This is a genomic window from Paenibacillus rhizophilus, assembly GCF_003854965.1.
Lineage (GTDB): Bacteria > Bacillota > Bacilli > Paenibacillales > Paenibacillaceae > Paenibacillus_AQ > Paenibacillus_AQ rhizophilus.
Genome location: NZ_RQPI01000001.1, coordinates 403703 through 426455 on the forward strand (window position 1 = coordinate 403703; position 22753 = coordinate 426455).

The 22753-nt window shown below is 52.2% G+C and carries 20 protein-coding genes; 14 read left to right on the top strand and 6 right to left on the bottom strand.

Annotated elements, in window-relative coordinates; genetic code table 11:
* The first annotated feature begins 245 nt into the window (after nt 1–245).
* The 11 genes from miaB (at nt 246) to EH198_RS01990 (ending at nt 14348) form a co-directional block, all read left to right on the top strand.
* Nucleotides 246–1829: a tRNA (N6-isopentenyl adenosine(37)-C2)-methylthiotransferase MiaB gene (gene miaB / locus EH198_RS01940; RefSeq protein ID WP_124693863.1), complete on the top strand. Its 1584-nt coding sequence runs from the start codon at nt 246–248 to the stop codon at nt 1827–1829.
* 28 nt (nt 1830–1857) lie between these two features.
* Complete coding sequence (locus EH198_RS01945) at nt 1858–2310, top strand: YlbF/YmcA family competence regulator (RefSeq protein WP_124693864.1); 453 nt, start codon at nt 1858–1860, stop codon at nt 2308–2310.
* A gap of 242 nt (nt 2311–2552) precedes the next feature.
* On the top strand, nt 2553–3326 hold the full coding sequence (locus tag EH198_RS01950; RefSeq protein ID WP_124693865.1) for an NUDIX domain-containing protein: 774 nt from the start codon (nt 2553–2555) through the stop codon (nt 3324–3326).
* 61 nt (nt 3327–3387) lie between these two features.
* Nucleotides 3388–3939: a cysteine hydrolase family protein gene (locus EH198_RS01955; RefSeq protein ID WP_124693866.1), complete on the top strand. Its 552-nt coding sequence runs from the start codon at nt 3388–3390 to the stop codon at nt 3937–3939.
* 75 nt (nt 3940–4014) lie between these two features.
* On the top strand, nt 4015–5484 hold the full coding sequence (locus tag EH198_RS01960) for a nicotinate phosphoribosyltransferase (protein ID WP_124693867.1): 1470 nt from the start codon (nt 4015–4017) through the stop codon (nt 5482–5484).
* Between the two features lie 510 nt (nt 5485–5994).
* Complete coding sequence (locus EH198_RS01965; protein ID WP_124693868.1) at nt 5995–7005, top strand: 2-oxoacid:acceptor oxidoreductase family protein; 1011 nt, start codon at nt 5995–5997, stop codon at nt 7003–7005.
* A 25-nt stretch (nt 7006–7030) separates the two neighbouring features.
* A complete protein-coding gene (locus EH198_RS01970; protein ID WP_124693869.1) occupies nt 7031–9334 on the top strand; it encodes a thiamine pyrophosphate-dependent enzyme in 2304 nt (767 codons plus the stop codon).
* A gap of 461 nt (nt 9335–9795) precedes the next feature.
* A complete protein-coding gene (locus tag EH198_RS01975) occupies nt 9796–10146 on the top strand; it encodes a NifB/NifX family molybdenum-iron cluster-binding protein (RefSeq protein WP_124693870.1) in 351 nt (116 codons plus the stop codon).
* Between the two features lie 39 nt (nt 10147–10185).
* Nucleotides 10186–11505 carry an O-acetylhomoserine aminocarboxypropyltransferase/cysteine synthase family protein gene (locus EH198_RS01980; RefSeq protein WP_124693871.1) on the top strand — a complete coding sequence of 440 codons (1320 nt, stop codon included), beginning with the start codon at nt 10186–10188 and terminating at the stop codon, nt 11503–11505.
* A 52-nt stretch (nt 11506–11557) separates the two neighbouring features.
* Nucleotides 11558–13039 carry a nitrogenase component 1 gene (locus EH198_RS01985; RefSeq protein WP_124693872.1) on the top strand — a complete coding sequence of 494 codons (1482 nt, stop codon included), beginning with the start codon at nt 11558–11560 and terminating at the stop codon, nt 13037–13039.
* A complete protein-coding gene (locus EH198_RS01990; RefSeq protein ID WP_124693873.1) occupies nt 13023–14348 on the top strand; it encodes a nitrogenase component 1 in 1326 nt (441 codons plus the stop codon). The genes EH198_RS01985 and EH198_RS01990 overlap by 17 nt, the downstream gene beginning before the upstream one ends.
* 83 nt (nt 14349–14431) lie before the next feature.
* On the opposite strand, the gene EH198_RS01995 is transcribed toward EH198_RS01990, so the two are convergent.
* From EH198_RS01995 to EH198_RS02015, 5 genes are all read right to left on the bottom strand, one after another.
* Nucleotides 14432–15250 (bottom strand): ABC transporter permease, encoded by an 819-nt coding sequence (locus tag EH198_RS01995; protein WP_124693874.1) that lies wholly within the window; start codon nt 15248–15250, stop codon nt 14432–14434.
* On the bottom strand, nt 15247–16275 hold the full coding sequence (locus EH198_RS02000; protein ID WP_124694496.1) for an ABC transporter ATP-binding protein: 1029 nt from the start codon (nt 16273–16275) through the stop codon (nt 15247–15249). The genes EH198_RS01995 and EH198_RS02000 overlap by 4 nt, the downstream gene beginning before the upstream one ends.
* Before the next feature lie 39 nt (nt 16276–16314).
* The gene (locus EH198_RS02005) at nt 16315–17112 is read right to left on the bottom strand and encodes an ABC transporter permease (RefSeq protein WP_124693875.1); all 798 of its coding nucleotides are present in this window, start codon (nt 17110–17112) and stop codon (nt 16315–16317) included.
* A 35-nt stretch (nt 17113–17147) separates the two neighbouring features.
* Nucleotides 17148–18182 (bottom strand): ArsR/SmtB family transcription factor, encoded by a 1035-nt coding sequence (locus EH198_RS02010; protein WP_124693876.1) that lies wholly within the window; start codon nt 18180–18182, stop codon nt 17148–17150.
* Between the two features lie 175 nt (nt 18183–18357).
* Nucleotides 18358–18873: a MogA/MoaB family molybdenum cofactor biosynthesis protein gene (locus EH198_RS02015; RefSeq protein ID WP_124693877.1), complete on the bottom strand. Its 516-nt coding sequence runs from the start codon at nt 18871–18873 to the stop codon at nt 18358–18360.
* A 221-nt stretch (nt 18874–19094) separates the two neighbouring features.
* On the opposite strand from EH198_RS02015, the gene EH198_RS02020 reads away from it, so the two are divergent.
* The 3 genes from EH198_RS02020 (at nt 19095) to EH198_RS02030 (ending at nt 21343) form a co-directional block, all read left to right on the top strand.
* Nucleotides 19095–20144, top strand: coding sequence for a CobW family GTP-binding protein (locus tag EH198_RS02020; protein ID WP_124693878.1), 1050 nt, complete (start codon nt 19095–19097; stop codon nt 20142–20144).
* Between the two features lie 134 nt (nt 20145–20278).
* A complete protein-coding gene (locus tag EH198_RS02025) occupies nt 20279–20626 on the top strand; it encodes a four-helix bundle copper-binding protein (RefSeq protein ID WP_124693879.1) in 348 nt (115 codons plus the stop codon).
* 198 nt (nt 20627–20824) lie between these two features.
* Complete coding sequence (locus EH198_RS02030; protein ID WP_124693880.1) at nt 20825–21343, top strand: hypothetical protein; 519 nt, start codon at nt 20825–20827, stop codon at nt 21341–21343.
* A gap of 76 nt (nt 21344–21419) precedes the next feature.
* Here the strand turns inward: EH198_RS02030 and EH198_RS02035 are convergent, their stop codons facing one another.
* Nucleotides 21420–22664, bottom strand: coding sequence for a DNA glycosylase AlkZ-like family protein (locus EH198_RS02035; protein WP_124693881.1), 1245 nt, complete (start codon nt 22662–22664; stop codon nt 21420–21422).
* Between the last annotated feature and the right edge of the window lie 89 nt (nt 22665–22753).

A 22753-nucleotide genomic window follows, 5' to 3' on the forward strand; every position in this document is an offset into this window, starting at 1 on the left:
CACTTTCATTGAAATCCATTTGAAATCTCGAAGCACCACCGGCAAATTCATTGTATGTTCAAACGCACATTACGAATAGTACGTACTTTTTAGTACCTAAGGCACTTAAAACTCCCATACTGAAATTGCAGCATTCGAAAACACCTAAAATTTGAGTATATGGATATATCCCGCGGCACTATGTTATAATTTTTAATTGCAAGCGAACCCAAAAATCATCGTTTTCGAATAGAGGATGTGACAGCATGACCAAGGAGAGTAACTCACCGGACTTAAAATCCGGCAAGGGTGCCAAGGATTACTCCAAATACTTCGATTTTAGCGGAGCCAAGGTGATCAGCGAACAAGAGGGGAAGACCACCTACCGCATCAAGGGGCGAACCATTCAGGTAAACAGCCAGCCCGACTATAAGGAAGGCAAACGGCGCGGCAAGGAAGATATAGAGGTCCACTACGATTTTGCCATTCCCGAGGACATGAGAGTTTTCGGCGAAGGCAAGCTATACCACATCACGACTTACGGCTGTCTAATGAACGAGCATGATACCGAGACGATGAAGGGCATGCTGGAGCAGATGGGCTACCGGAGCACCGAGGACCGGAACGAGGCGGACATTATATTGCTCAATACTTGCGCCATCCGGGAGAACGCCGAAGACAAGGTATTCGGGGAACTCGGCCACCTCAAGCATCTGAAGACGGAGAAACCGGGCCTGCTGCTCGGCGTCAGCGGATGCATGTCCCAGGAAGAGGGAGTCGTAAGCCGGATCATGGCGAAGCACGGGTTTGTCGATATGATTTTCGGCACGCATAATATCCACCGTCTTCCGGCATTGATCAAGGAAGCGGTGTTCAGCAAAGAGCTGGTAGTGGAAGTCTGGTCCAAGGAAGGCGACATTATCGAGAACCTGCCGAAAAAAAGGGAGGGCATGCGCGCCTGGGTCAACATTATGTACGGCTGTGACAAGTTCTGCACGTACTGCATCGTGCCGTACACCCGGGGCAAGGAACGAAGCCGCCGTCCCGAGGATGTGATCGCGGAGCTTCGCGAGCTGGCCCGCCAGGGCTTCAAGGAAGTGACGCTGCTCGGGCAGAACGTGAACGCTTACGGCAAGGATTTTGCCGATATCGATTACACGTTTGGCGATTTGATGGACGATCTGCGGAAGATTGACATCCCGCGTATCCGGTTCATGACCTCCCACCCGCGCGATTTTGACGATAAGCTTGTGGAAGTGCTGGGCAAGGGCGGCAACCTGATGGAGAGCATCCATCTGCCCGTTCAATCCGGAAGCAACGCCATTCTCAAAAAAATGAGCCGCAAGTACAGCCGGGAGACCTTCCTGACACTCGTCGGCAAGCTGAAAGCATCGGTCAAGGACCTTGTGCTGACCACGGATATTATCGTCGGCTTCCCCGGCGAGACGGAGGAGCAGTTCGAGGAAACGATGTCGCTGGTGCGCGAAGTCGGTTTCGACATGGCCTACACGTTCATTTATTCTCCCCGTGAAGGAACCCCGGCGGCCGCTATGGAGGACAATGTGCCGGCAGAGGTCAAGAGCGACCGGCTGCGTCGGTTGAACGGGCTGATCAGCGAACAGAGCCGGATCGGCAACGAGCGGATGCTCGGGCAAACGGTGGAAGTGCTGGTCGAAGGCGAGAGCAAGAATAACGCCGCCGTGCTGTCCGGACGGACCCGAAGCAACAAGCTGGTTCATTTTGAAGGGCCGAAAGAGCTTGTAGGAAGCTTTGTGAACGTGCGCATCACCGATACGAAGACCTGGTATATCAAAGGCGTCTGCGTTACCGAAACCGCCGCCGTCCATTAACTCCAAATACGAAAGTGAGCGACCCGGTATGACAGAGGAAAAAGGCCGTATGAACAAATACGGGATGATGACCTATGATACCCGCGATCTGATTGTGCGTGACGACATCCTGGCAAAAGCAAAGGAACTCGCGTCGTTGATTTCGACCAGTGAGGAAGTCAGGCAATTTCAGCAGGCGGAGGAGAAAATCCGGAACCATGAACGCGTTCAGGAATTGATTTCCAGAATGAAGAAGAAGCAGAAGGAGATCGTCGCCTTCGAGAGCTTCGGGAATAACGATATGGTGGCCAAAATCGAGCTCGAGATCAACGAGCTTCAAGGCGAGATCGACGGCATTCCGCTTGTCACCGAATTTCAGCAGAGCCAAACCGACATCAATTACCTGCTGCAATTGGTCGTATCCGTCATCCGGGACACCGTCTCGGAGAAAATCAATGTCGAGGCCGGAACCGAAGCCCCGCCATCTAAATGCGGCGAATAGCATAACCGGCAAGCGCCCGGTCAGGGCGGCACTCCGGTAATTGAGAAATGACCCTGCGCTTACGATAAGCGGCAGGGTCATTATCGTACCGGTGTCCGAGTCAAACTGAAATTATCCGCTCCAAGCCTTTATGAAGAAAGGAATATGTAACTTTTCGTAACAAGGTTGTTGATTTTCGAAGTTTAGGTTTGGTACATTTAAGGATACAATAACGCAATTTAGCTGCGGCAAAGGATGGATCAATGGTGAGCGAGAACGGGGAACAACACTACAACGCCAAAAAATACCGCACTCCGGACGGCGTTCCGGCCGATATCGTCATGTTCACGTTGACCAAACGCGAACGGAAGACTGTTACGAAGACACTTCCGCTGCGTGAACTGAAGGTGATGCTGATTCGGCGGAAGAAATGGCCTTGTGAAGGAATGTGGGCTCTACCTGGGGGCTTCTGTCAGGAAAACGAATCGATATATGACGCGGCTACACGGGAATTAAAGGAAGAGACGGGAGTCGACGGCGGCCACCTGGAATACTTGGGGGTTTACAGCACGCCAGGGCGGGACCCGCGCGGTTGGATCATCAGCCACGCTTTTTTCGCGCTGGTGGAGGAATGGATGCTTGAGCAAAGACAGGCTTCCGACGATGCGGGGGAGGTCGGTCTGTTTACCCTTCAGGAGGCGCTGGAGGAGCTGGAGCTGGCCTTTGACCACCATAATATTATTACGGACGCTTACCTGCGGATTCAGCAGCAAATGCTGCAGACAACGATTGCGAAGCAGTTCCTGCCGCCTCATTTTACGCTGAGCGAGCTGTATCAGGTGATTCAGACGGTAGTTCCGGAATTCAAGGAACCGAACTTTATCCGCAAAATCACTTCCACACGCAGTCGCCAGGGCATTTTGCAGGAAGTGCGGGACCCGGACGGCAATCCGCTGAGCTCCAATCAATACTCGCAGCGTCCGGCTCAGCTGTACATGTTTACCGATCATCAGCCGCTCTTGTCCATTTATACCTGATTTACGGTTGAAGTTAGGAAGAAGGGGAGAAGCTGGGAGTATACGGGAGGAGGCCGCTTGGATGCGAGCGCTGATCGTAATCGATTACACGAAGGATTTTGTCGACGGCAGCCTGCCGGTGGGACAGCCGGGGATCGAGATTGAGGACCGGATCTGCCGGTTGACCGGGGATTTTGCGGAGAACGGCGACTATGTGGTCATGGCCGTCGATTTGCACGACAAGGATGATGCCTTTCATCCGGAGAGCAGGCTGTTTCCGCCGCATAACCTCCAGGGGAGCGAAGGGCGGGAGCTTTACGGAAGGCTGAAGGATGTGTATGAAGCCCGCCGGAATGACATCTATTGGATGGATAAGACCCGCTACAGCGCTTTTTGCGGAACGGATTTGGAACTGAAGCTGCGGGAACGCGGGATCACCGAGCTGCACCTGATCGGCGTTTGCACGGATATATGCGTCCTGCATACGGCCGTGGATGCTTACAATAAAGGCTTCTCCATCGTTGTGCATGAGGACGCCGTAGCCAGCTTTAATCCCGAAGGACATGCATGGGCGCTCGGGCATTTTGCCGGAAGCCTGGGCGCGAAGGTGGTCAAAGACGCGAATAAGGTTTAAAAAATATAGACGGTAAACGGATGGGAAGCGGCGGATAGCCGCTTTTTCTGCCTGAGAACGGATAAGTGGGCAGCAATGACAGGAGATGATGAGTTGAACAGAGAGCTTGCTCTGCATACGGATAAATACCAGATCAATATGATGTACGCCCATTGGGTGAACGGCACCCATAAGCGCCGCGCCGTGTTTGAGGCTTACTTCCGCAAGCTGCCCTTCGGCAACGGCTTTGCCGTATTTGCCGGCCTGGAACGGATAGTGGGTTATATCGGTTCTCTCCGGTTTACGGAGGAAGATATCCGCTACCTGTCGGAACAGGAAGAGAATTACGCGCCGGCTTTCCTGGAAGAGCTGCTGCAATTCCATTTTCAGGGCACGATTCATTCGATGAAAGAAGGCGCTCTAGTGTTTCCGGAAGAGCCGCTGGTCCGGGTGGAGGGCACGATTATGGAAGCCCAGCTGGTGGAGACGGCGATTCTTAATTTTATGAACTTCCAGACGCTGATCGCAACCAAGGCGTCGCGGATCAAGCAGGTGGCGGGGGACGATATTCTGCTTGAATTCGGCACCCGCAGAGCCCAGGAAGCCGATGCGGCCATTTGGGGGACCCGTGCGGCCTATATCGGCGGCTTCGACGCCACATCCAATATGCTGGCAGGCCGGATGTTCGGCATTCCCGCCAAGGGAACCCACGCCCATTCCTGGGTGCAGAGCTTCGGCAGCGAGCAGGAGGCGTTCGATACCTACGCGAAGGTGCTGCCGGACGGAGTCACGCTGCTTGTCGACACGTTTGATACACTGCGCAGCGGCGTGCCGCACGCGATTGCCACAGCGAAGAAGCTGGAAGCCGTGGGCAAGCGGATGAATGCGATCCGGCTGGACAGCGGCGACTTGGCGTATCTGTCCATTCAGGCGCGTAGGATGCTGGACGAAGCGGGGCTGGAGTATGTCAAAATCGTCGCCAGCAATGATTTGGATGAGAACACGATTTCGAACCTGAAGCAGCAGGGGGCGGCGATTGACACTTGGGGTGTCGGCACACAGCTGATTACCGCATCCGACCAGCCTGCGCTTGGGGGCGTGTACAAGCTGGTGGAGATTGAATCGAAGGACGGAGAGATGGTGCCTACCATCAAGATCTCCTCCAATCCGGAGAAGGTGTCCACACCCGGCAAAAAGGAGGTTTACCGCATTATCGGCACGAACGGAAAAGCGATGTCCGATTATATCAGCTTCCCGGATGAGGACCGTCCGCGAAACGGCCGTCCGCTTAAGCTATTTAACCCGCTGCATCCCTATTTGCAGAAGAACGTGGAACGCTATGAGGCGCTGGCGATGCTGGAACCTATCTTTGTGAACGGTTTTCAGGTATACAATCTTCCGGGACTTGAAGAGATTCGCCGCTATCATCGTGAGCAGATGGACCTGTTCTGGCCGGAATACCTGCGCAAGCTGAATCCGGAGGTATACCGGGTTAGCCTTAGCGAGACGGTCTGGAACCGGAAGCAGGAGCTGATCAAGGAGCATATGCTGGCAGACCGGGAATAGGAAGGGGAAATTAGCATTTTATTTTTGATTTTTTTGTGAAAATCATTTTGCATTACATTCATTTTTCTGAGACAACGGAAAAGCGGGAAAAAAGAGGCTTCCTTCGGCGCTGAAACGGCCCCGGGGGAAGTTTTTTTGCTGCAAAAATCAGCAGTAATGCGGTTCATCATTTTTTTCTTTCATATAAGGTGATTTTGATCAATATTAATGTGACAAATTTAACATCTTAATTTTTAATTTTTTTGTTAGATTAAAGGTAACAAATGTCACAGGCGAGCGAAAGACATATTTTGTACACATTCAATGATTTTCATGGGAGATTTCTTCCTCTCGCTGTTACGCCGCTCTGTCGCTTATAAGAGAATTATTGGCATTTTATAAATTATTATGATTCTCTTGAACTGCCGAATGCAAGATTTATCACTTCACTTGTTGTAGAATCAAGGTACAATTTTGAAAAAGTCATTCAGGATGTTATTCTAGCTGACACAGAAGAAAGGGGTTATGTCGGTGGTACAATTACCGAAAGTGAACGAACTCGGGTTTTTCGAGATCCGTCTCGAATCCATAGGAGGTCTCGGCGCGAATCTGGCCGGTAAAATGCTTGCTGAAGCTGGAGTAGTGGGCGCGAACATGAACGGCGTCAGCTTCTCGTCTTACGGTTCAGAGAAGAAAGGTTCGCCGGTTAAGGCGCACATCCGTTTCTGCGATTTGAATACGCCGATCCGCGATACCTCCCCGGTAGAACGGCCGCATGTCGTTGCCGTATTCCACGAAGCCTTGGGCAAGATTGTTAATGTAACAAGCGGTATTACCGCAGAGAGTACAGTGCTGGTCAACTCGGCGAAATCTCCCGAAGAACTGAAGGAACTGCTTGGTGTAACCGCGGGCACAATCGCCGTTGTCGATGCTACCATTATCGCACTGGAAGAGAAGAACCGCGTTAACATGGCGATGCTGGGTGGTCTGTTCCGCCTCTGCCCGTTCCTTGATCCCAATACAATGAAGAGCGTTATCGAGAAGTCGCTCGGCAAGAAATATCCTCAAGCGGTCCAATCGGCCATCACGACTTTCGACCGTGGCTATAATGAAGTGAAATTCCATACGTTTGAACTGCCGGAAGGCGAAAGCATGCCGGAGTTTGTACGTTCTGACACTTCACCGCTCGGATACGAAACCCAGCCGATTGGCGGCAACATCATCAATCCGGGAACAACCTTCCTGAAGGATCTCAGCATTTCCCGTTCCGGGCTAGTGCCGGTATATGACAATGAGTCCTGCATCAACTGCGCGGAGTGCGACACGGTTTGTCCGGATATGTGCTTCGTTTGGGAAGAGAAGATCAATAAAAAAGGCAAATCGATGATGTTCCTGAAAGGGATCGATTATCAATACTGTAAAGGCTGCCTCAAATGCGTGGAAGCCTGCCCGACCTCCGCACTCTCCCGTGCGCGTGAGAAGGAAGGCTTTGCGGAAGCCAATACGGTCCGTCATACTTTTGATCTTGTAAACCAGATCTAAATCCCGAGAGAAAGGTGGAACACTAATGGCTATCGATTACGAAAAGGAAGTCGGCTCCTCCAAGGTGGAGCAGAAGTTTTTATATGAATCCGGCAATGAAATGGCGGCTTACGCTGCACATCAAATCAACTATCATGTGATGGGCTATTTCCCGATCTCCCCGTCGACGGAGGTTGCGCAGTTCCTCGATTCCATGAAAGCCAGCGGACAGCATGACATCATGCTGGTGCCTTCCGACGGCGAACACAGCTCCGCGGGCATCTGCTATGGCGCGTCCACCGCGGGCGGCCGCGTATTTAACGCGACAAGCGCACAAGGCTACCTGTACATGCTGGAGCAGCTTCCGGTTCAATCCGGTACGCGGATGCCGATGGTCATGAACCTCATCTGCCGGTCCATTTCCGGACCGCTGAACATCCACGGCGATCACTCCGACCTGTATTTTGCACTGAACACCGGCTGGCCGATCCTGATGTGTCCGGATCCACAGTCCGTATATGATATGAACATCATGGCAATCAAACTTGCCGAGCATGCCAAGGTTCGCCTTCCTGTGCTTGTGGCCATGGACGGATATTTCACTTCTCACCAAAAACGCCGTGTCCAAGCTATTGCGAATCGTGAAGATGTTCAAAGCTTTATCGGACCTCAACCGACCGGTTATGACGATACCCTGGACCGCGAGAATCCGATTTCTGTCGGCCCTTACATGAATGAACCGGACTATATCAACAACAAATACCAACAATCCGTGGCGATGTACAATGCTGGGGAAGTATTTGAAGAAATCGCCAAAGAATATGGCGACCTGACAGGCCGCTATTACCCAATCCTGTCGCAGTATCGCATGGAGGATGCCGAGGTTGCGGTATTCCTGATGAACTCCGCTTCCGAGATCATCAAGGACGTTGTCGACCAACTGCGCGAGAAAGGCGTGAAAGCCGGCGCTATTTCGCCGAACATAATCCGTCCGTTCCCGCAGAAGCAAATCGCCGAAGCGCTGAAGAACGTCAAAGCCATTACCGTCGGCGACCGCGCGGATTCTTTCGGAGCGCATGGCGGCAACATGGTTAACGAAATCAAAGCGGCCCTGTTCACCTACGGCAACACCACAACGAAGGTCATCAGCCGGATTTACGGTGTCGGAGGCAAGGACTTCTTCGCCGAAGATGGCCACAGCCTGTTCGAACTGGCTATTGAAGCAGCGGAATCCGGTGAAGTAAAGGTTCCTTTTGACTACTACGGCCACAACCCGGGTGCTGCCGAAAGCGCGCCGAAGCGTGTGCTCAAACCGCTTAAATTCGAGTCTCTCAAGACTGGCTTGATTACTGTGGACAAGGATGAAGAGACAGGCAAACTCAAGGTTAAGATTCCGCCAATGCGCAGCTTGACCGTTAAACCGAAACGTTTGTCCCCAGGTCACGGCACTTGTCCGGGCTGCGGTATTTTCTCCGGTCTGGAACTGTTCTTCAAAGGCATTGAAGGAGATATTGTTGCTCTGTATCACACAGGCTGCGCCTATGTTACAACGACCGGATATCCTTACTCTTCCCATAAATCGACTTTCATTCACAACCTGTTCCAAAGCGGGGCCGCGACAATGTCCGGCGTGGTTGAAATGTTCTGGGAACGCAAACGCCGCGGCGAGCTTGACAGCCTTAATTTGAAAGACGACTTTACCTTTGTTATGGTTACCGGCGACGGCGGCATGGACATCGGTATGGGACCTGCAATCGGCGCCGCGCTTCGCGGACACAAAATGATCGTTTTGGAATATGACAACGAAGGTTATATGAATACTGGCGCACAGCAATCGTATTCGACACCGATCGGTCACCGCACGTCGACATCCAGTATCGGTAAGACGCAAAAAGGTAAAGTGACGCAGCATAAAGATACTCCGCAAATTATGGCTGCCACCAATATTCCTTATGTGTTCACGGGCAGCGAAGCTTTCCCGCAGGATTTGGTGAAGAAAGCCGCCAAAGCCCAATGGTACGCTCAGAACGAAGGGCTTGTATATGGCAAAATCTTGTCTGCTTGCCCGCTGAACTGGATGACCGAGGACAATGTTGGCACCAAGCTGGTATCCCTCGCAGTTGATTCCTGCTTCTTCCCGCTGTATGAAGTGGAACAAGGCGTTACCACGATTACGTACAATCCGGAAGAGAAAGAGAAGCGCGTCGACGTTACCGAATGGCTCAAAGGCATGGGTAAAACCAAGCATCTGCTCAAGGAAGAGAACGAAGCAGCCCTGAACAACTTCAAGGAAGAGGTTCAGCGCCGCTGGAGCCGTCTCAAAGCGAAGCATGAGCATCCGGAACTGTAAGAACCATCATACCGCTTAATCGGAAGCAGCAAGTCTCGTTATGAGGCTTGCTGTTTTTCATTTATTTTCTGCAAAAGATCACATTTAATTCACGATTAAGGGATTGAATTATGCGGTATTAATCGTTATATTAAAACTAAGTAAATCAATAGGTTTTTAAGTTTTTAGCCGAGCGGTTAACCGCAGGTCGGATGCTTCCTGACAGACAGGATAGCTCCGGCCTTTTTTAAATATAAGGATTTTTAAGTTTCACGCTTATAAATGGCCTTATATTTCTGCGAGAAACGGATGCTCCTCTACGGAGGACGGCTAAGCCGTTTCTTCTTGATATTTTGGCTATTATTGTGAAATCTGTCACACGCCGACCATAACCATTGGAGGCTCGCTTTGTTTACAGCGGGCCTCTTTGATTTTTTGAGGAGGGGAATGTACGAAATGATTTCAAAGGAGACGGGATACAAATGAAAGTGGCAGTAGGCAGTTCAGACGGTTATGCTGTAGACCGGCACTTTGGCCAGTGCGACCGATTTATTATCTATGAAGTCGATGAAGAAGGTTTGTATGTACAGAGCGAAAACCGGGAAATTGGCAATCCTGCCAGTAGAGACGGGCATGAGCAAATCCGGCTGGAGGCTGTAGCCGAATCTCTCGCGGACTGTTCGTATGTCCTTGTCAGCCGGGTCGGTCCAGGGGCTGCGGCGGTGCTTCACAATTTGGGAATAACGGCTCTTGCCGTTGAGGCTCCCATTGAAAAGGCATTGGACAGACTGCTGGCCTTTCTTCATTCGGGCCGAGGAGCTATTTTACAATAAGGCTTGTTCCAAATACATTAATCGAAAAGAGGGATCTGTATGAGCGAGAAACAATTGGGCTTTGACACACTGAAGGTAAGAGCGGGCTACCAATCCAGCGATCATAATTATGCGGTTGCCGTACCGATTTATCAGACGGCTTCATACGATTTGGGTAGCGTGGAACGGGCCGAGAAATTGTTCGGTCTTGAGGAAGCGGGCTTCCTGTACACACGGATCGGAAATCCGACCGTAGATGTGCTGGAGCAGCGGTTGACCGCTCTGGATAAAGGAACCGGCGCTGTCGCCGTCGCGTCGGGAATGGCCGCGATTGCTTATACTCTGCTGAACCTGGCAGAGGGGGGCGGGAGAATCTTAACAACGCCTCAGTTGTACGGAGGAACCTTTGACGCTATCAAGCGTCTGTTCCCTAAATTCGGCGTCCAAGTCGATTTTGTGGAGAACTCGGATGATCCGGACTCCTTCCGCCAAGCCATCGGACCGGATACCAAAGCGGTGCTGATTGAGAGCATCAGCAACCCGAATGCGACGATCCTGGACGTTGAAGCCATCGCCAAGGTTGCGCATGACAACGGGATTCCGCTGGTTATTGACAATACGTTTGGCACTCCGTATTTGTTCGACTCTTTTGCTCATGGAGCGGACATTATCATTTACTCGGCGACCAAAGCGATCGGAGGCCATGGAACGACACTCGGCGGGGTCATCGTGGAGAACGGCCAATTTAACTGGGACAACGGAAAATTCCCGCATTTTCAAGAGCCGCAGTTCTTGCTGAGAGACCAGAATACAGGGCGTGAACGCAGCATTCTTGAAGTGTTCCCGGCTGCCCCGTTTACGACAAGAATACGGCTCAGTTATCTGGCTTATTTTGGAGCTTCGCTTAGCCCGTTCGATGCTTTCCTGCTGATTCAAGGCATTGTTACACTGTCGGAACGAATTGACAAGCAGGTGTCGAACGCGCTGAAAATTGTACAGTATCTCCAAGGCAACGATAAAGTAAGCTGGGTTAACCATCCCGCCGCCGAAGGCAATCCGTACAAAACACTGGCCGACAAGTATTTCCCGAAAGGCGCCGGTTCGATCTTCTCCTTTGGCTTCACAGGAAACGATGAGCAGCTCAAGATCTTCCTCAATTCGGTGGAACTGTTCAGTTATCATGCCAATGTGGGCGATGCCCGGTCGCTGATTATCAATTCGCCGAAGACGACGCATGGCGAGCTGAACGCGGAAGAACAGATTTTAGCCGGGATCAAGCCGGAAACGGTCCGCCTTTCCATTGGTTTGGAGAATGCCGACGATTTAATCGCCGATTTGGAGCAGGCGTTCGAGAAAGCTTTTGTGGAGACGCTGGTGTAGCGTTTAAGACTAACCGAAACATAAAGTTTTATAACGCAAAGGAGGAGAGGACATGCCGAAAGTGAACTTGAATTTAACCGAGGTTCCGGTCCGCGAGAAGCGTCTGGGTTCGATAACGGGCTTTGCCGGCACTGCGGGAGAACTGGTCGACTGCTCCAGCAGCGGCTGTCTCAAGGACGGCACCCGTTCTTTCAGCCAATGCATGGGCTGCAGCTCGGGGAACGCATTTTGCCAATTATCCATGATTCGGGATGCGGCGATGGTTAACCATGCGCCCGTCGGCTGCGCCGGGGATTTCTTCGGCTATAATTTTGTTTACCGGGTTGGACAAATGGAGCGTGATCTTCCGCCGGCCATTGGCAGATATTTTAATACAAATATCGAGGAAATGGATACGGTCTTCGGTGCCCTATCCAAGCTGGAGAAGACGATACGCCTCGCGTATGACAGGGTAAAGCCGAATGCGATTTTCGTCACTACGTCCTGCGCCTCGGGGATCATTGGAGAAGATGTGGAAAGTGTCACAGACCGGATGACGAAAGAGCTTGGCATACCGGTTGTCAACTGTGTATGCGAGGGCTTCAGATCCAAAATCTGGACCTCCGGCTTTGACGCCGCCTACCACTCTATCGTGCGCAAGATTGTAAAGCCTCCGCAGAAGCGGACGAATAAAGTGAATATCATCAATTTCTGGGGCAGTGATGTATTCTCGAAGCTGTTGAACCGCTTGGGCTACGAAGCGAACTACGTCGTTCCCTTCTCCACAGTAAGCCAGCTGGAAACCATTTCCGAGGCTGCGGCAACGATTCAGATTTGTCCGACGCTTGGTACCTATATGGGAGCCGCGCTGGAGCAAGTATACGGAGTACCGGAAATCAAGGCTCCAATGGCTTACGGTTTGGCGGGAACGGATGCCTGGATGCGCGAGCTGGGACGCGTTCTGGACCGCGAAGACGAGATTGAGGAAATTATACTTGAGGAGCGAGCCGCTGTACTACCGAAGCTGGAAGAGTACCGAGCTAAGCTTACAGGCACAACCTGCTATTTAACTGCGGGCTCAGCCCATGGCCATGCTCTGATCGCCTTGCTTCGTGAACTCGGGATCGATGTGCAGGGCGCAGCTATTTTCCATCATGATCCGATTTATGACAATGAGAGCAGCGCGGCGGATATGCTGGATCACACGGTCAAGACATACGGGGATATAAAAGGATACAACGTCTGCAATAAGCAAGCTTACGAGCTGGTCAATATTCTGAACCGCGTCCGCCCGGACCTGATGATCGCCCGTCACGGGGGAATGACGCTTTGGGGTGCCAAGCTCGGCATTCCTACGCTGCTGATCGGGGATGAACATTTCAGCTGGGGTTACCAGGGGTTGCTTAATTATGCGGAACGCATTTTAGAGACGCTCGACAACCGGGAGTTTGTGACCAACCTGGCGAAACACAGTTCCATGCCTTACACCAAATGGTGGCTGGAGCAAGATCCATACACTTTTTTGGGAGGCAGTACTCATGTCAAAGCTTATTGAACAGCCGAGGTATTCCTGCGCGCTGGGCGTTCAGCAGACGGTCATCGCAATCCAGCGGGCCGTGCCCATCGTTCATGCCGGACCCGGCTGCAGCACCAAAATCCACAGCCTGCTCGGGCAAGGGGAAGGCTATGCGGGAGGCAGTACGATCCCCTGCACCAATGCTAGCGAATCTGAGGTGGTATTTGGCGGCGAGAAGAAACTGAAGGGTGTCATTGACGGAGCGTTCAAGGTCATTGACGCCGACCTGTTCGTCGTGCTCACCGGCTGCACCTCCGATATTGTCGGAGATGATGTCGGCCAGGTAACCCGTGAATTTCAGAATCTCGGCAAACCAATTGTGTTCGCGGAGACCGGCGGCTTCAAGAGCAATAATTATGTCAGCCATGACCTTATCATCAAGGCGATTATTGAGCAGTACGTCGACCGGTATGCACCTGCCAAAGATCAAGTCATACCGGGACTTGTCAATGTATTTGCCTCCATTCCGTACCAGGACCCTTATTGGATCGGTAACTTGCAGGAGATCAAACGGCTGCTGACAGGTATAGGCCTCACACCGAATATCCTTTTCGGTCCCGAATCGGGCGGCGTATCCGAATGGCTGACCGTTCCTCAGGCCGAATTTAATATTGTCGTGTCCGCATGGCCGGGACTGAAAAGCGCCAAGCTGCTCAAGCGGAAATACGGAACGCCGTTTTATCATTTTCCCTATTTGCCGGTTGGAGGGTTGGAGACTGGCCGTTTCCTGCGGGAGGTTGCAGCATTCGGCGACAGCGTGGACCGTGAAAAGGCTGAGAAATTCATCGCGGACGAAGAGCGTAAATTCTATACGCATATCGAACGTACGGCCGATTTCATGCTGGAGTTCCGTTACGGAATTCCGCGTGTATTTTACACGATACTCGACGCTACTTACGCCGTAGGCTTTTCCAAATATTTATTGAATGAGCTGGGTATTCTGCCGGCGGATGTTCAATACATTGTAGACGATACTCCAGAACAGTACCGCGAAGGAATCCGTGAACAGTTCCGCCGTATCTCCGACAGAAGGTCGGCAAAGGTGGAGTTCTCGGTGGATGGCGGGGAAATCCAGGAGAATATCAGGAAGAGCAGTCCGAAGCAGCGTGCGCTGATTCTCGGAAGCGGCTGGGAACGTGATCTGGCTGTCGATATCGGGGCCGATCTGCTTCCAGTCAGCGTGCCGATTACTTACCGGCTGGTATTAAACTGCGGCTATGCAGGGTATAACGGCGGATTGCGGCTAATCGAGGACATTTATGACCGTGTGCTGGGCACGTATCGTTAAACGATTGAACACAAAAGAAGGGGCTTTCCCGATACCGTAGAAGATGACGAACGGTTGGGAGCCCCTTTTTTCCACGCATTAATTCAGAACAAACTCCAGTTCCCCTTGAGTCTTGCATGCCTCTCAGCCCTTGCCAATAGGTATCCAGTCAGCCATACTAGCGCGGCATCGGCAGCAATCAGCACGACAAGCGACCACATCCATTGTCCGCCGGTACTCCCATACAGCGCCCCGCGAACGAGGATCAGGCTGTAGGTAACCGGAAAGAGCAGAGAAAGTCCTTTTGCCCACACCGGAAAGACGGAAGGAGGGATTCGCACACCCCCGAACAGCTCCATCGGAGCCTGAAAGACGTAATATAGCAGGCCGGAGTCCCGAGAGAACAGGGAGACGGCGCTGAGCATCGCTCCCCAGATGACCGCAGAGCATACGATAAGCGCCAGCACCGGCAGCAGAACGGCCCATTTCACCTGTCCGGGATTGGTGACAAACCAAAAGGTCAGGAAGGAGAACGCCGCGAACATCCAAATTCCGTTGAACAGGGAATATAGGGAGCGGCCGAATAAAAAGGCCATTTTGGATGATGACGTCAAAAAAATGATTTCCAATGTGCTCTGCTTGCGCTCCTGCTCGAACAGCCAAGCTGAATGGACGGTGGTCCAGAACAGCTGAAACACCAGATAGCCGCTTAGCAGGAACAGCGGAATTCCGCCTGGGGGGATTACCCTGGACAATGCAGAGCCTTCACCGGTCCGATAGGGCTGCATCGCGTAATAGGAGGTTAGAAAAGCAAAGGCAGGCCAGAGCAGCATCGAGAAAAATACGGCTTTTCCCCGTGTCCGGCTTCTGTGCTGTTTCAGAATTTCCGCCCGGAGCGAGATCATATAGCGGCGCAGCTTCATGACACTTTTCCTTCCGACAACAGAATGATGGCATCCTCAAGATTGGGCTTTTCGGCGGAAAAGGAAACGACCTTTAGTCCATTTTCGGCTGTCCAGGGCAAAAGCTTGGTGATAAGCTTGTCGGCCGAGCGGCTTTTTAAGGTCAATCGGACGGGTTCCCCGAGGGAAGTGCCGGAATCGGCAGAAGGTGTATGAAGCTCAGTCCATTCCTTTCGGTTTAATCCGATTTCGGTTTGCAGGTACTCCAACAGCAGAGGATTCAGCTCATCCCTCCAGCCCATTAATTCAAAATGAGCCGTCTGCATGCCCGCCACTCTTGCCACAATGCGGTCCGGAGTGTCGCACATCAGCAGCTCCCCGCGGTTCAGCACATATACGGTGTCGCATAGCTCCTCCACTTCCTGCAAGTAGTGGCTGGTCAGCAGAATGCCTTTCCCCCGTTCTTTTGCAAGACTGCGGACCATCCCGCGCAGCTGTCTTGCTATTGGCGCGTCCAGTCCGAGCGTCGGCTCATCCAGAAACAGATATTTCGGGTCATTGATGAGTCCTCTTGCGATTTGCAGCCGCTGCTTCATGCCTTTGGAATACTGCTCCACCGGACGGTCGGCCGCATCGGAAAGACCTACCTCATTCAGCAGCCGGTCGCTTTCCAGCCGAAGACGGCCAGAGTCCAGACCGTACAAAGACCCGAAATAGTGGAGGTTTTCCCTGCCCGTAAGCCGCCAATACAGCATCCGTTCGCCGCCGGCGATCATATTCACTTTTTGCTGAATAGCGGTGCGGTTGCGGTTCATCTCCAAACCGTCCACCTCAATGCTGCCTTCCGTCGGATCAAGTAGGGTGGACAGCATGCGGATGGTCGTCGTTTTGCCGGCTCCGTTAAGTCCCAGCAGGCCGGTTATTTGTCCAGGTTCAAGGGTAAGCGACAATGATTTCACCGCCTCGGTCTTTACCCGTTCCGAACGGAACCAGGCAAGCCTGTTCTTGGTTTGGTATATTTTGGTAACCTCGTTCATGGATATCATTCTGTTCACAACCTTTCTTCTTAGCGGGCATTTTTCTTCTCAATACCGCTCGAACATTCTCCGCTCGATCCTTGTGCCGCTCCACAGAGCAAGCGCGATATAGACGGCGCACAGCAGCAGGACGGGGACAATATCGCCAAACCGGATAACCCCGCCTGTCATCAGACTTCCGCGCAGCAGCCCCAGTGCATCGGTTAAAGGAAACACTTCCCCTGCGATCCGCAGAGCTTCGGGAAGGTACTCCCGGGGGAACTGAAACCCGCATAGCAGTGCGGTGAACGCGAACAGCGTATTTTGCACAAAAAAAGTATCCCGTGAATACAGCATCACGCAGCCCAGCAGAAGTCCCATCGTAAAGCAGGACAACAAATAGGCGAAGATGCCGATCAGCACCGAAAAAGCATCGAAATGAGGCAGCCTCAAACCTGCCGCAATTCCGAAAATCAGCACGACGGCAAGCTCGAACAGACTGCGGAACAGCTGCTGAACGGCAGTGCCCGCAAAATACCCGAAACGGCTGGAGGGGGAGAGCAGCAGCGCTTCCAGTGTCCCTTCCCGCCACTCTGTAATCAGCGCTCTCGAAACATTCATCATCATGCTGACCGAAAAAAGATTCAGCGCCCCGCCGATAATGACATACGTCAAATAATCGGAGGTGCCCGTGTAGGCGGCAAACTGGGATTGAATATCGCCTTTAATTAAATAAACATAGGAAAAATAAGAGACGAGAACGAGATACGTTCCATCAATAATATGGCCGAATGTAAACGTCCAGGGATAAGCTCTGAGATTGGACCTTTGGTTCCTGACCAATGTCGCGACGGCGGTGTGCCACATTTTCAAGCGCTCCTTTTTACGGCTTTTGCTTTAGGTTACTGCTCCAGAAACTGCCTTTGCAGCACAATCGTCATTTCAAATTCCTCTTTGTCGACGGAGTAAAATTGGTAGCTTCCCCGGCGTTTGGCCCTGATCAGACCGGCTTCGGACAGAAGCTTCAGATGCTTGGAAACGGCCGCTTCGGAAATGCCGAGAACGGGAGCAAGCTGCTTTGTGCAGTGCGGTCCTTTCCACAGCAGCTTCACGATCTTGAGCCGTGTTTCGTCGCCAAGCGCCTTGAAACGCAGAAGCAGATCGGCCGGCGGAGAATCGTTGTACGGCAGCTCCGGAATGTCGACGGCAAGCGGCAGATAGAGATCTTTTCCGCACCAGCCGACTAAGAGATGAGGGAACATGAAGGTGCTGGGAAACACATAAATATGCTCCAGGCTGTCATAGGCAAAATGGTACGTTTTCGCTTTTTGGGCGGTAATTGCCCCTTTCTCCGCAAAAAGCCGCGGATGCAGGGAAGCGACGGCTTTTTCAGCGGACTTTTCGGCCTCCTGCTGAAAGGCGGCGGCGGCCGTCTGCAGCCAGGGTTCAACAACCTGCCATTCCCGGCGGAAAAAGGATTCCTCGTAACGTGTTAACGTGTCTGCGAGCAGCTTGCGGAATTCCGTAAGCGACCCGAGCAGGGATAGCCCGGCCTCCTCCAATTCCTCCGCTTCCAGTCCTCTTGTGCCATTCATCCATTGTATGACGCTGCCGATCGGCACTTCATTGTTCAAAGCTAGATGGATCAGCTCCGCATCCGGAAGGCTGTTCAGCGCATCTATGCCTTTACGGCAGGTCATAGGCTGTCCCGAATGGTCTGCCAGATCCATTAATGCGGTCCAGCAGTCGGTTAATCCGCCAATTTGGCGGATACCATCCTGAAGATGCGGCGGCATTTCTTTCATCAGCTCCTGTGACCACTGAAGCCTCCTTGGATGATGCTCGGGCTGGAACAGCACGTGCAGGCTGCAGAGCATTTCATGGAAGGGACTGACAACGGTTTTGATTTTATGATGCAAGGATGGTAATGAGCTCATATTGTTCCTTTCCGATTAACCGAATGGTTAATCAAAAACCACTTTCGCGAAAAGTGTTCAACATTTTATAGGATGGGTTCGGAAATGTCAATGCAAAAAACCGGACCCCATAATAGATCCGGCAAAGAGGGGTCCGGCAAGAACGGGGGCCGGTGATAGAAGGTGAAGCGGAGCTTCAGGAAGACTTATAAATCTCCCGCATCACATGCCGAAGCTCGGGAATGATCAGCCGGGTCATCGCCAGCCTGACCGCCCCTGTCGATCCGGGCATGGAGAACACGGCGGTGTTCCCGATCGTTCCGGCAACCGCCCGGCTTAAGATGGCCGCGGTTCCGATGTCTTCGGCATAGCTCAAGTATCGGAAAATCTCTCCAAATCCGGGCATCGTCTTGTCAAGCAGCGACTCAACGGCCTCATAGGTGGAATCGCGAGGAGCAATGCCGGTACCGCCCGTAAGGAGCACAGCTTCGATGCTGCTGTCCGCTGTGCAAATGTGAATCAGCTCGCGGATATCGTCATAGTCATCCTTCACAATGGTCCGACCGGCAACTTTATAGCCGGACTCTTCAAGCAAAGTCTCGATAAGCAGGCCGCTCTTATCCGTATCCATCACCCGGGTGTCCGAGACTGTAATTACATAACAATTGACCGAATCCGGCGCTTCCATCCGGTGCTGCTCGACTGAACTCATCGGTGATTATCACTCCTTGACGCTTTTTTCGTGGAAATTCGCTTGCCCCTATCATAGAGGAATGGAACACCGGCCGCAAGAAAACGAAGATGTGGGATGATAGCAATAAAATGTTAAACATTAACTAAAAACCGCTTACATTGTTATTTATGAGGTTGCTTCACTGCCAAGGAATGTAGTACACTCGCTTACAGAAGAGAACCCAAGGGGAGATCAAATTGATGGAAAATGCTGTTCCTGTATATATTTTGTCGGGATTTCTGGGCAGCGGAAAGACGACTCTGCTGTACCGGTTGCTGGAGTTTTGGAAGAACAAGGGCATGCGTCCGGCCGTTGTCATGAACGAACTCGGAGATGTTAACTTTGACGGCATGCTGGTCGACGAATCCGTGCCGATGGCTGAGCTTCTGTCGGGATGTATTTGCTGCTCGGCAAGCGTCGATCTCAGCATGGAGCTTACTACGCTTATGAAGAGAGAATCGCCCGATGTGATCGTGATCGAAGCTACGGGTGCGGCTAATCCTCTGGATATCATCGATAACGTTACCGAAACGTCGCTTTACACCAAAGTCGAGCTGAAGGGCTTGATTACCGTAGTCGATGCAGCCCATCTTCTTCAGCTGTACAGAGAGCAGAAGGGGGCCACTTACCGGCTGATGCAGGAGCAAATCCGCAGCGCTTCCGCGCTCATTCTGAACAAAACGGACCGCGTGTCTATGGAAGAGGCGGCGGAAGTGAGCGGGGTACTCCGAAAATGGAATGCTTATGCGGAGATTATTCCGACCGTGCGGTGCGAGGTAGACCTGGACAATCTGCTTGATTCCTCGGATAACGCATCGCTTGCGGGAACCTCGGACGTGGCGGTTGACGACAATTCTCCAGGCTCCAAAGCGGGCGGGGTAGGCTTCTCGGAGGAGGAAGAGATTGTCGCCGCAGATACGGGCCGTGCTGCTCATGACCATGTTATGGCGTACACGCATTTTTTCACGAATCCGATTAACAGCGTGGAATTCGAAACCTTTATCAAGGAATTACCGGCCGACGTATACCGAGCGAAGGGAGTGCTGACCTTTAATGATACTTCGGGTCGTTTCCTCTTTCAATACGCTTACCAAGAGTCGGATTTTATAAAAATCACCCCACAGGGAGATGTCCGAGACGTGGCGGTATTTATCGGAGAGCATTTTTCGTCAGGGGATCTGCGCAAGAAACTGCTGCATTTGGAAGGGCGATTGTTCGGACGTCCGGCGGCTGTAAAAAGAAGCTTGTAGCATTATTGCGTCAGGGATCGAACGGCTTTTAGAGAGGGATGGGCGGGGGAACGGAAGCGGCACCGCTGATTCGCCTATGCGGCCGGAGGTTAATACTAAGGCATACAACATCAGATTGCAGGAGGTTAAAGGCTATGACCCGAATTCAATACCAGGACTGCATTGACGCTTGTCTTAAATGTATGAACGCCTGTAACTCAAGCTATGTCTCAAGCCTGAAAGAATATGACCTTGCACTGCTGCGGGATTGCATCCGGATGGACCGGGAATGCGCTGATATTTGCGCTTATGCGATCCAGGCCATGACCCGCCAAAGTCCGTACGTTGCCGATATTTGCAGCCTATGCGCGGATATTTGCGAAGCCACTGCCAAGGAATGCGGTAGATATGAGCAAACGCACTGCCGGAATTGTATCGACGCTTGCCTGGACTGTGCGAAGGCCTGCCGCGAAATAAGCGAAGCCGTCGCTGTATTGATCTGAGTATAAAAACGACAACGAATCTTTTAAATAGCTAACGGGCCAGCTTCTGCGGAATGCTGGCCTTTGATTTTTTTAGAACGCTCATATTACAATAGGAAGAGGGAATCAAAGGGAGCTTGGCGAATTATTGTTCATACATAAGCAGAATTATGCAGAATTATTATCAAATCAATTACGAAACATGACAACGGAGGACAGATGAAGGAGGATACACAATTACCGGAGAGTGAACATTCCAAAGAACTGTTCGCCTATTTCGGACTGGCCGTGTATTACTGCCAGGCGTTGGAGCAGCAGCTCACCAATCTGCTACTGCTGACAAAGCTTTCCCAGGGCACCCTGCCTTCCGAGGCTGATTTGTCGGATTTATATCAACGTAAGCTTGGCAATTCACTCGGCCAGCTCATCAAGGAAATCCAACATCATTTTCCGTTCTCAGAGGAAGAGACGGCGCAGCTGCACCATGTTTGGAAGCAGAGAAATTATATCGTCCATGATTATTTCAAGGAACGCATCCAGGATACGTTTACTCCTTCCGGCAGAACCCGTATCATCAGGGAACTAAAGAGGTTCAAGAATAAAGCAGGCGCTCTGGAGCTGAAGCTGCAGGGATATTGTACGGAGCTGTACCATAAGCTGGGATTGGAAGGCAAGTTGGAAGAAGAAGATATGCTCGGAGGTTATCCTCCCGCCGATTTAAAACGGCGCAATCACTGAGTCTGAAATGTAACCGAATCAAAGCCTCTGTCCGGTGGGAACGCCGGCAGAGGCTTTGTTCTTGAGATAATGAAAGTTAAAGATCTCCATCCCATTCGCCGATGCCGCTCTGCGCGGCTACTGCCGGCGGCACCGTAATCCTTAGTGCGCCCAATGAACGGGCAAGCGTGGAGACTGCGGACTTCGCCGCCGCCATTAAGCCGGAAATATGCGGTCCCTCTCCGGCTTCCCACCACCAGTTGCGCAGAATCAGGTCACCGGTTGCTTTGTCCATAACAGGTTCGAATCTTGCGGCAAAGCGGTCTCCATACAGCAGCGGCAGTACGTAATATCCGTATTGGCGTTCTCCCGCAGGCTTATATACTTCCCAGCGGTACTGAAATCCGAACAGCTGGCGGATAAGCTCTCTGTCCCAGATCAGGTTATCGAGTGGAGCCAAAGCAGCGGCGTAATATCCGCTATCGAACGGACTCTCGCCGGTTTTGCACTTCAGAATCGTCTCCAGATCAGGGGCATCAGAAGTTCGAATAAAGAGCGGAGGCTTGATTCCTTCCACCCTCACTTCCCTGATGGAGTCCGCCAGCAGCAGCCGTTGGATCGCTCCGGCACGATCCGCGCTCTTAATATTACTTATGCCCAGCCAGCCGTCGCCGGCTCTGTTCCACAGCAGACCGATCGCGCCGATTCGCCGCAGTACGTACCATTCCTGATAGGACTCCTCAGACGGATTGGGTTCCGGTTCTGCAAGGAGTTCTTTCGGCAGAAGATTAGCCGCGAAATCATAATAGCGGCGGGTGTGAACCCGGTGATGGACGGACAGTTCGCCCCAAAAATACATGCTCTCCAGCGCGGCGCGGGACAGTCTAGCGGGAGCCCAGGCCCAGTCGACTTTGTCCTTCCAGCCCATATCAAGAGAGGAGAGCGGGCCGCGCTCCGCAATCTCAGCCCGAACGTTGTGGACCATCGCCATCACGGCTTCATTGGAACCGTAACGGGCGGCTGCGCTGTCTCGAAGTCTGCGGAAGTAAGGCCAATCTTCTGTGCAATAAATCGACATATTCTTGTCCCAGCCGTCGAGCAGCAGCCGGTCTTGATACAGCAGCTCTTGCGCCATTCCGGGTGTAAAGCCGGGGATTCGCGCTTGAAGCACAAGCTCATGGTTATGGCCGGCTATATTCAGCGGGTCGTATTGGATGCAGTTGACATGCCGGATATAGCGGTAAACGCTTTCTTTCCCGCTCGGCAGCCGATAAGGGCCGAGACGCTGATGCTTCAGAAGAAACTGCGCAGCCTGGCGTTTGGATACTTTGTAGCTTATCAAAAGCGTCTTCACTCCGTTCCGTTGGATGATTAACCCATTATAACGAACATGCGTTCCTTTCGCAATGAAAGTTCCTAAATGCAGAAGAC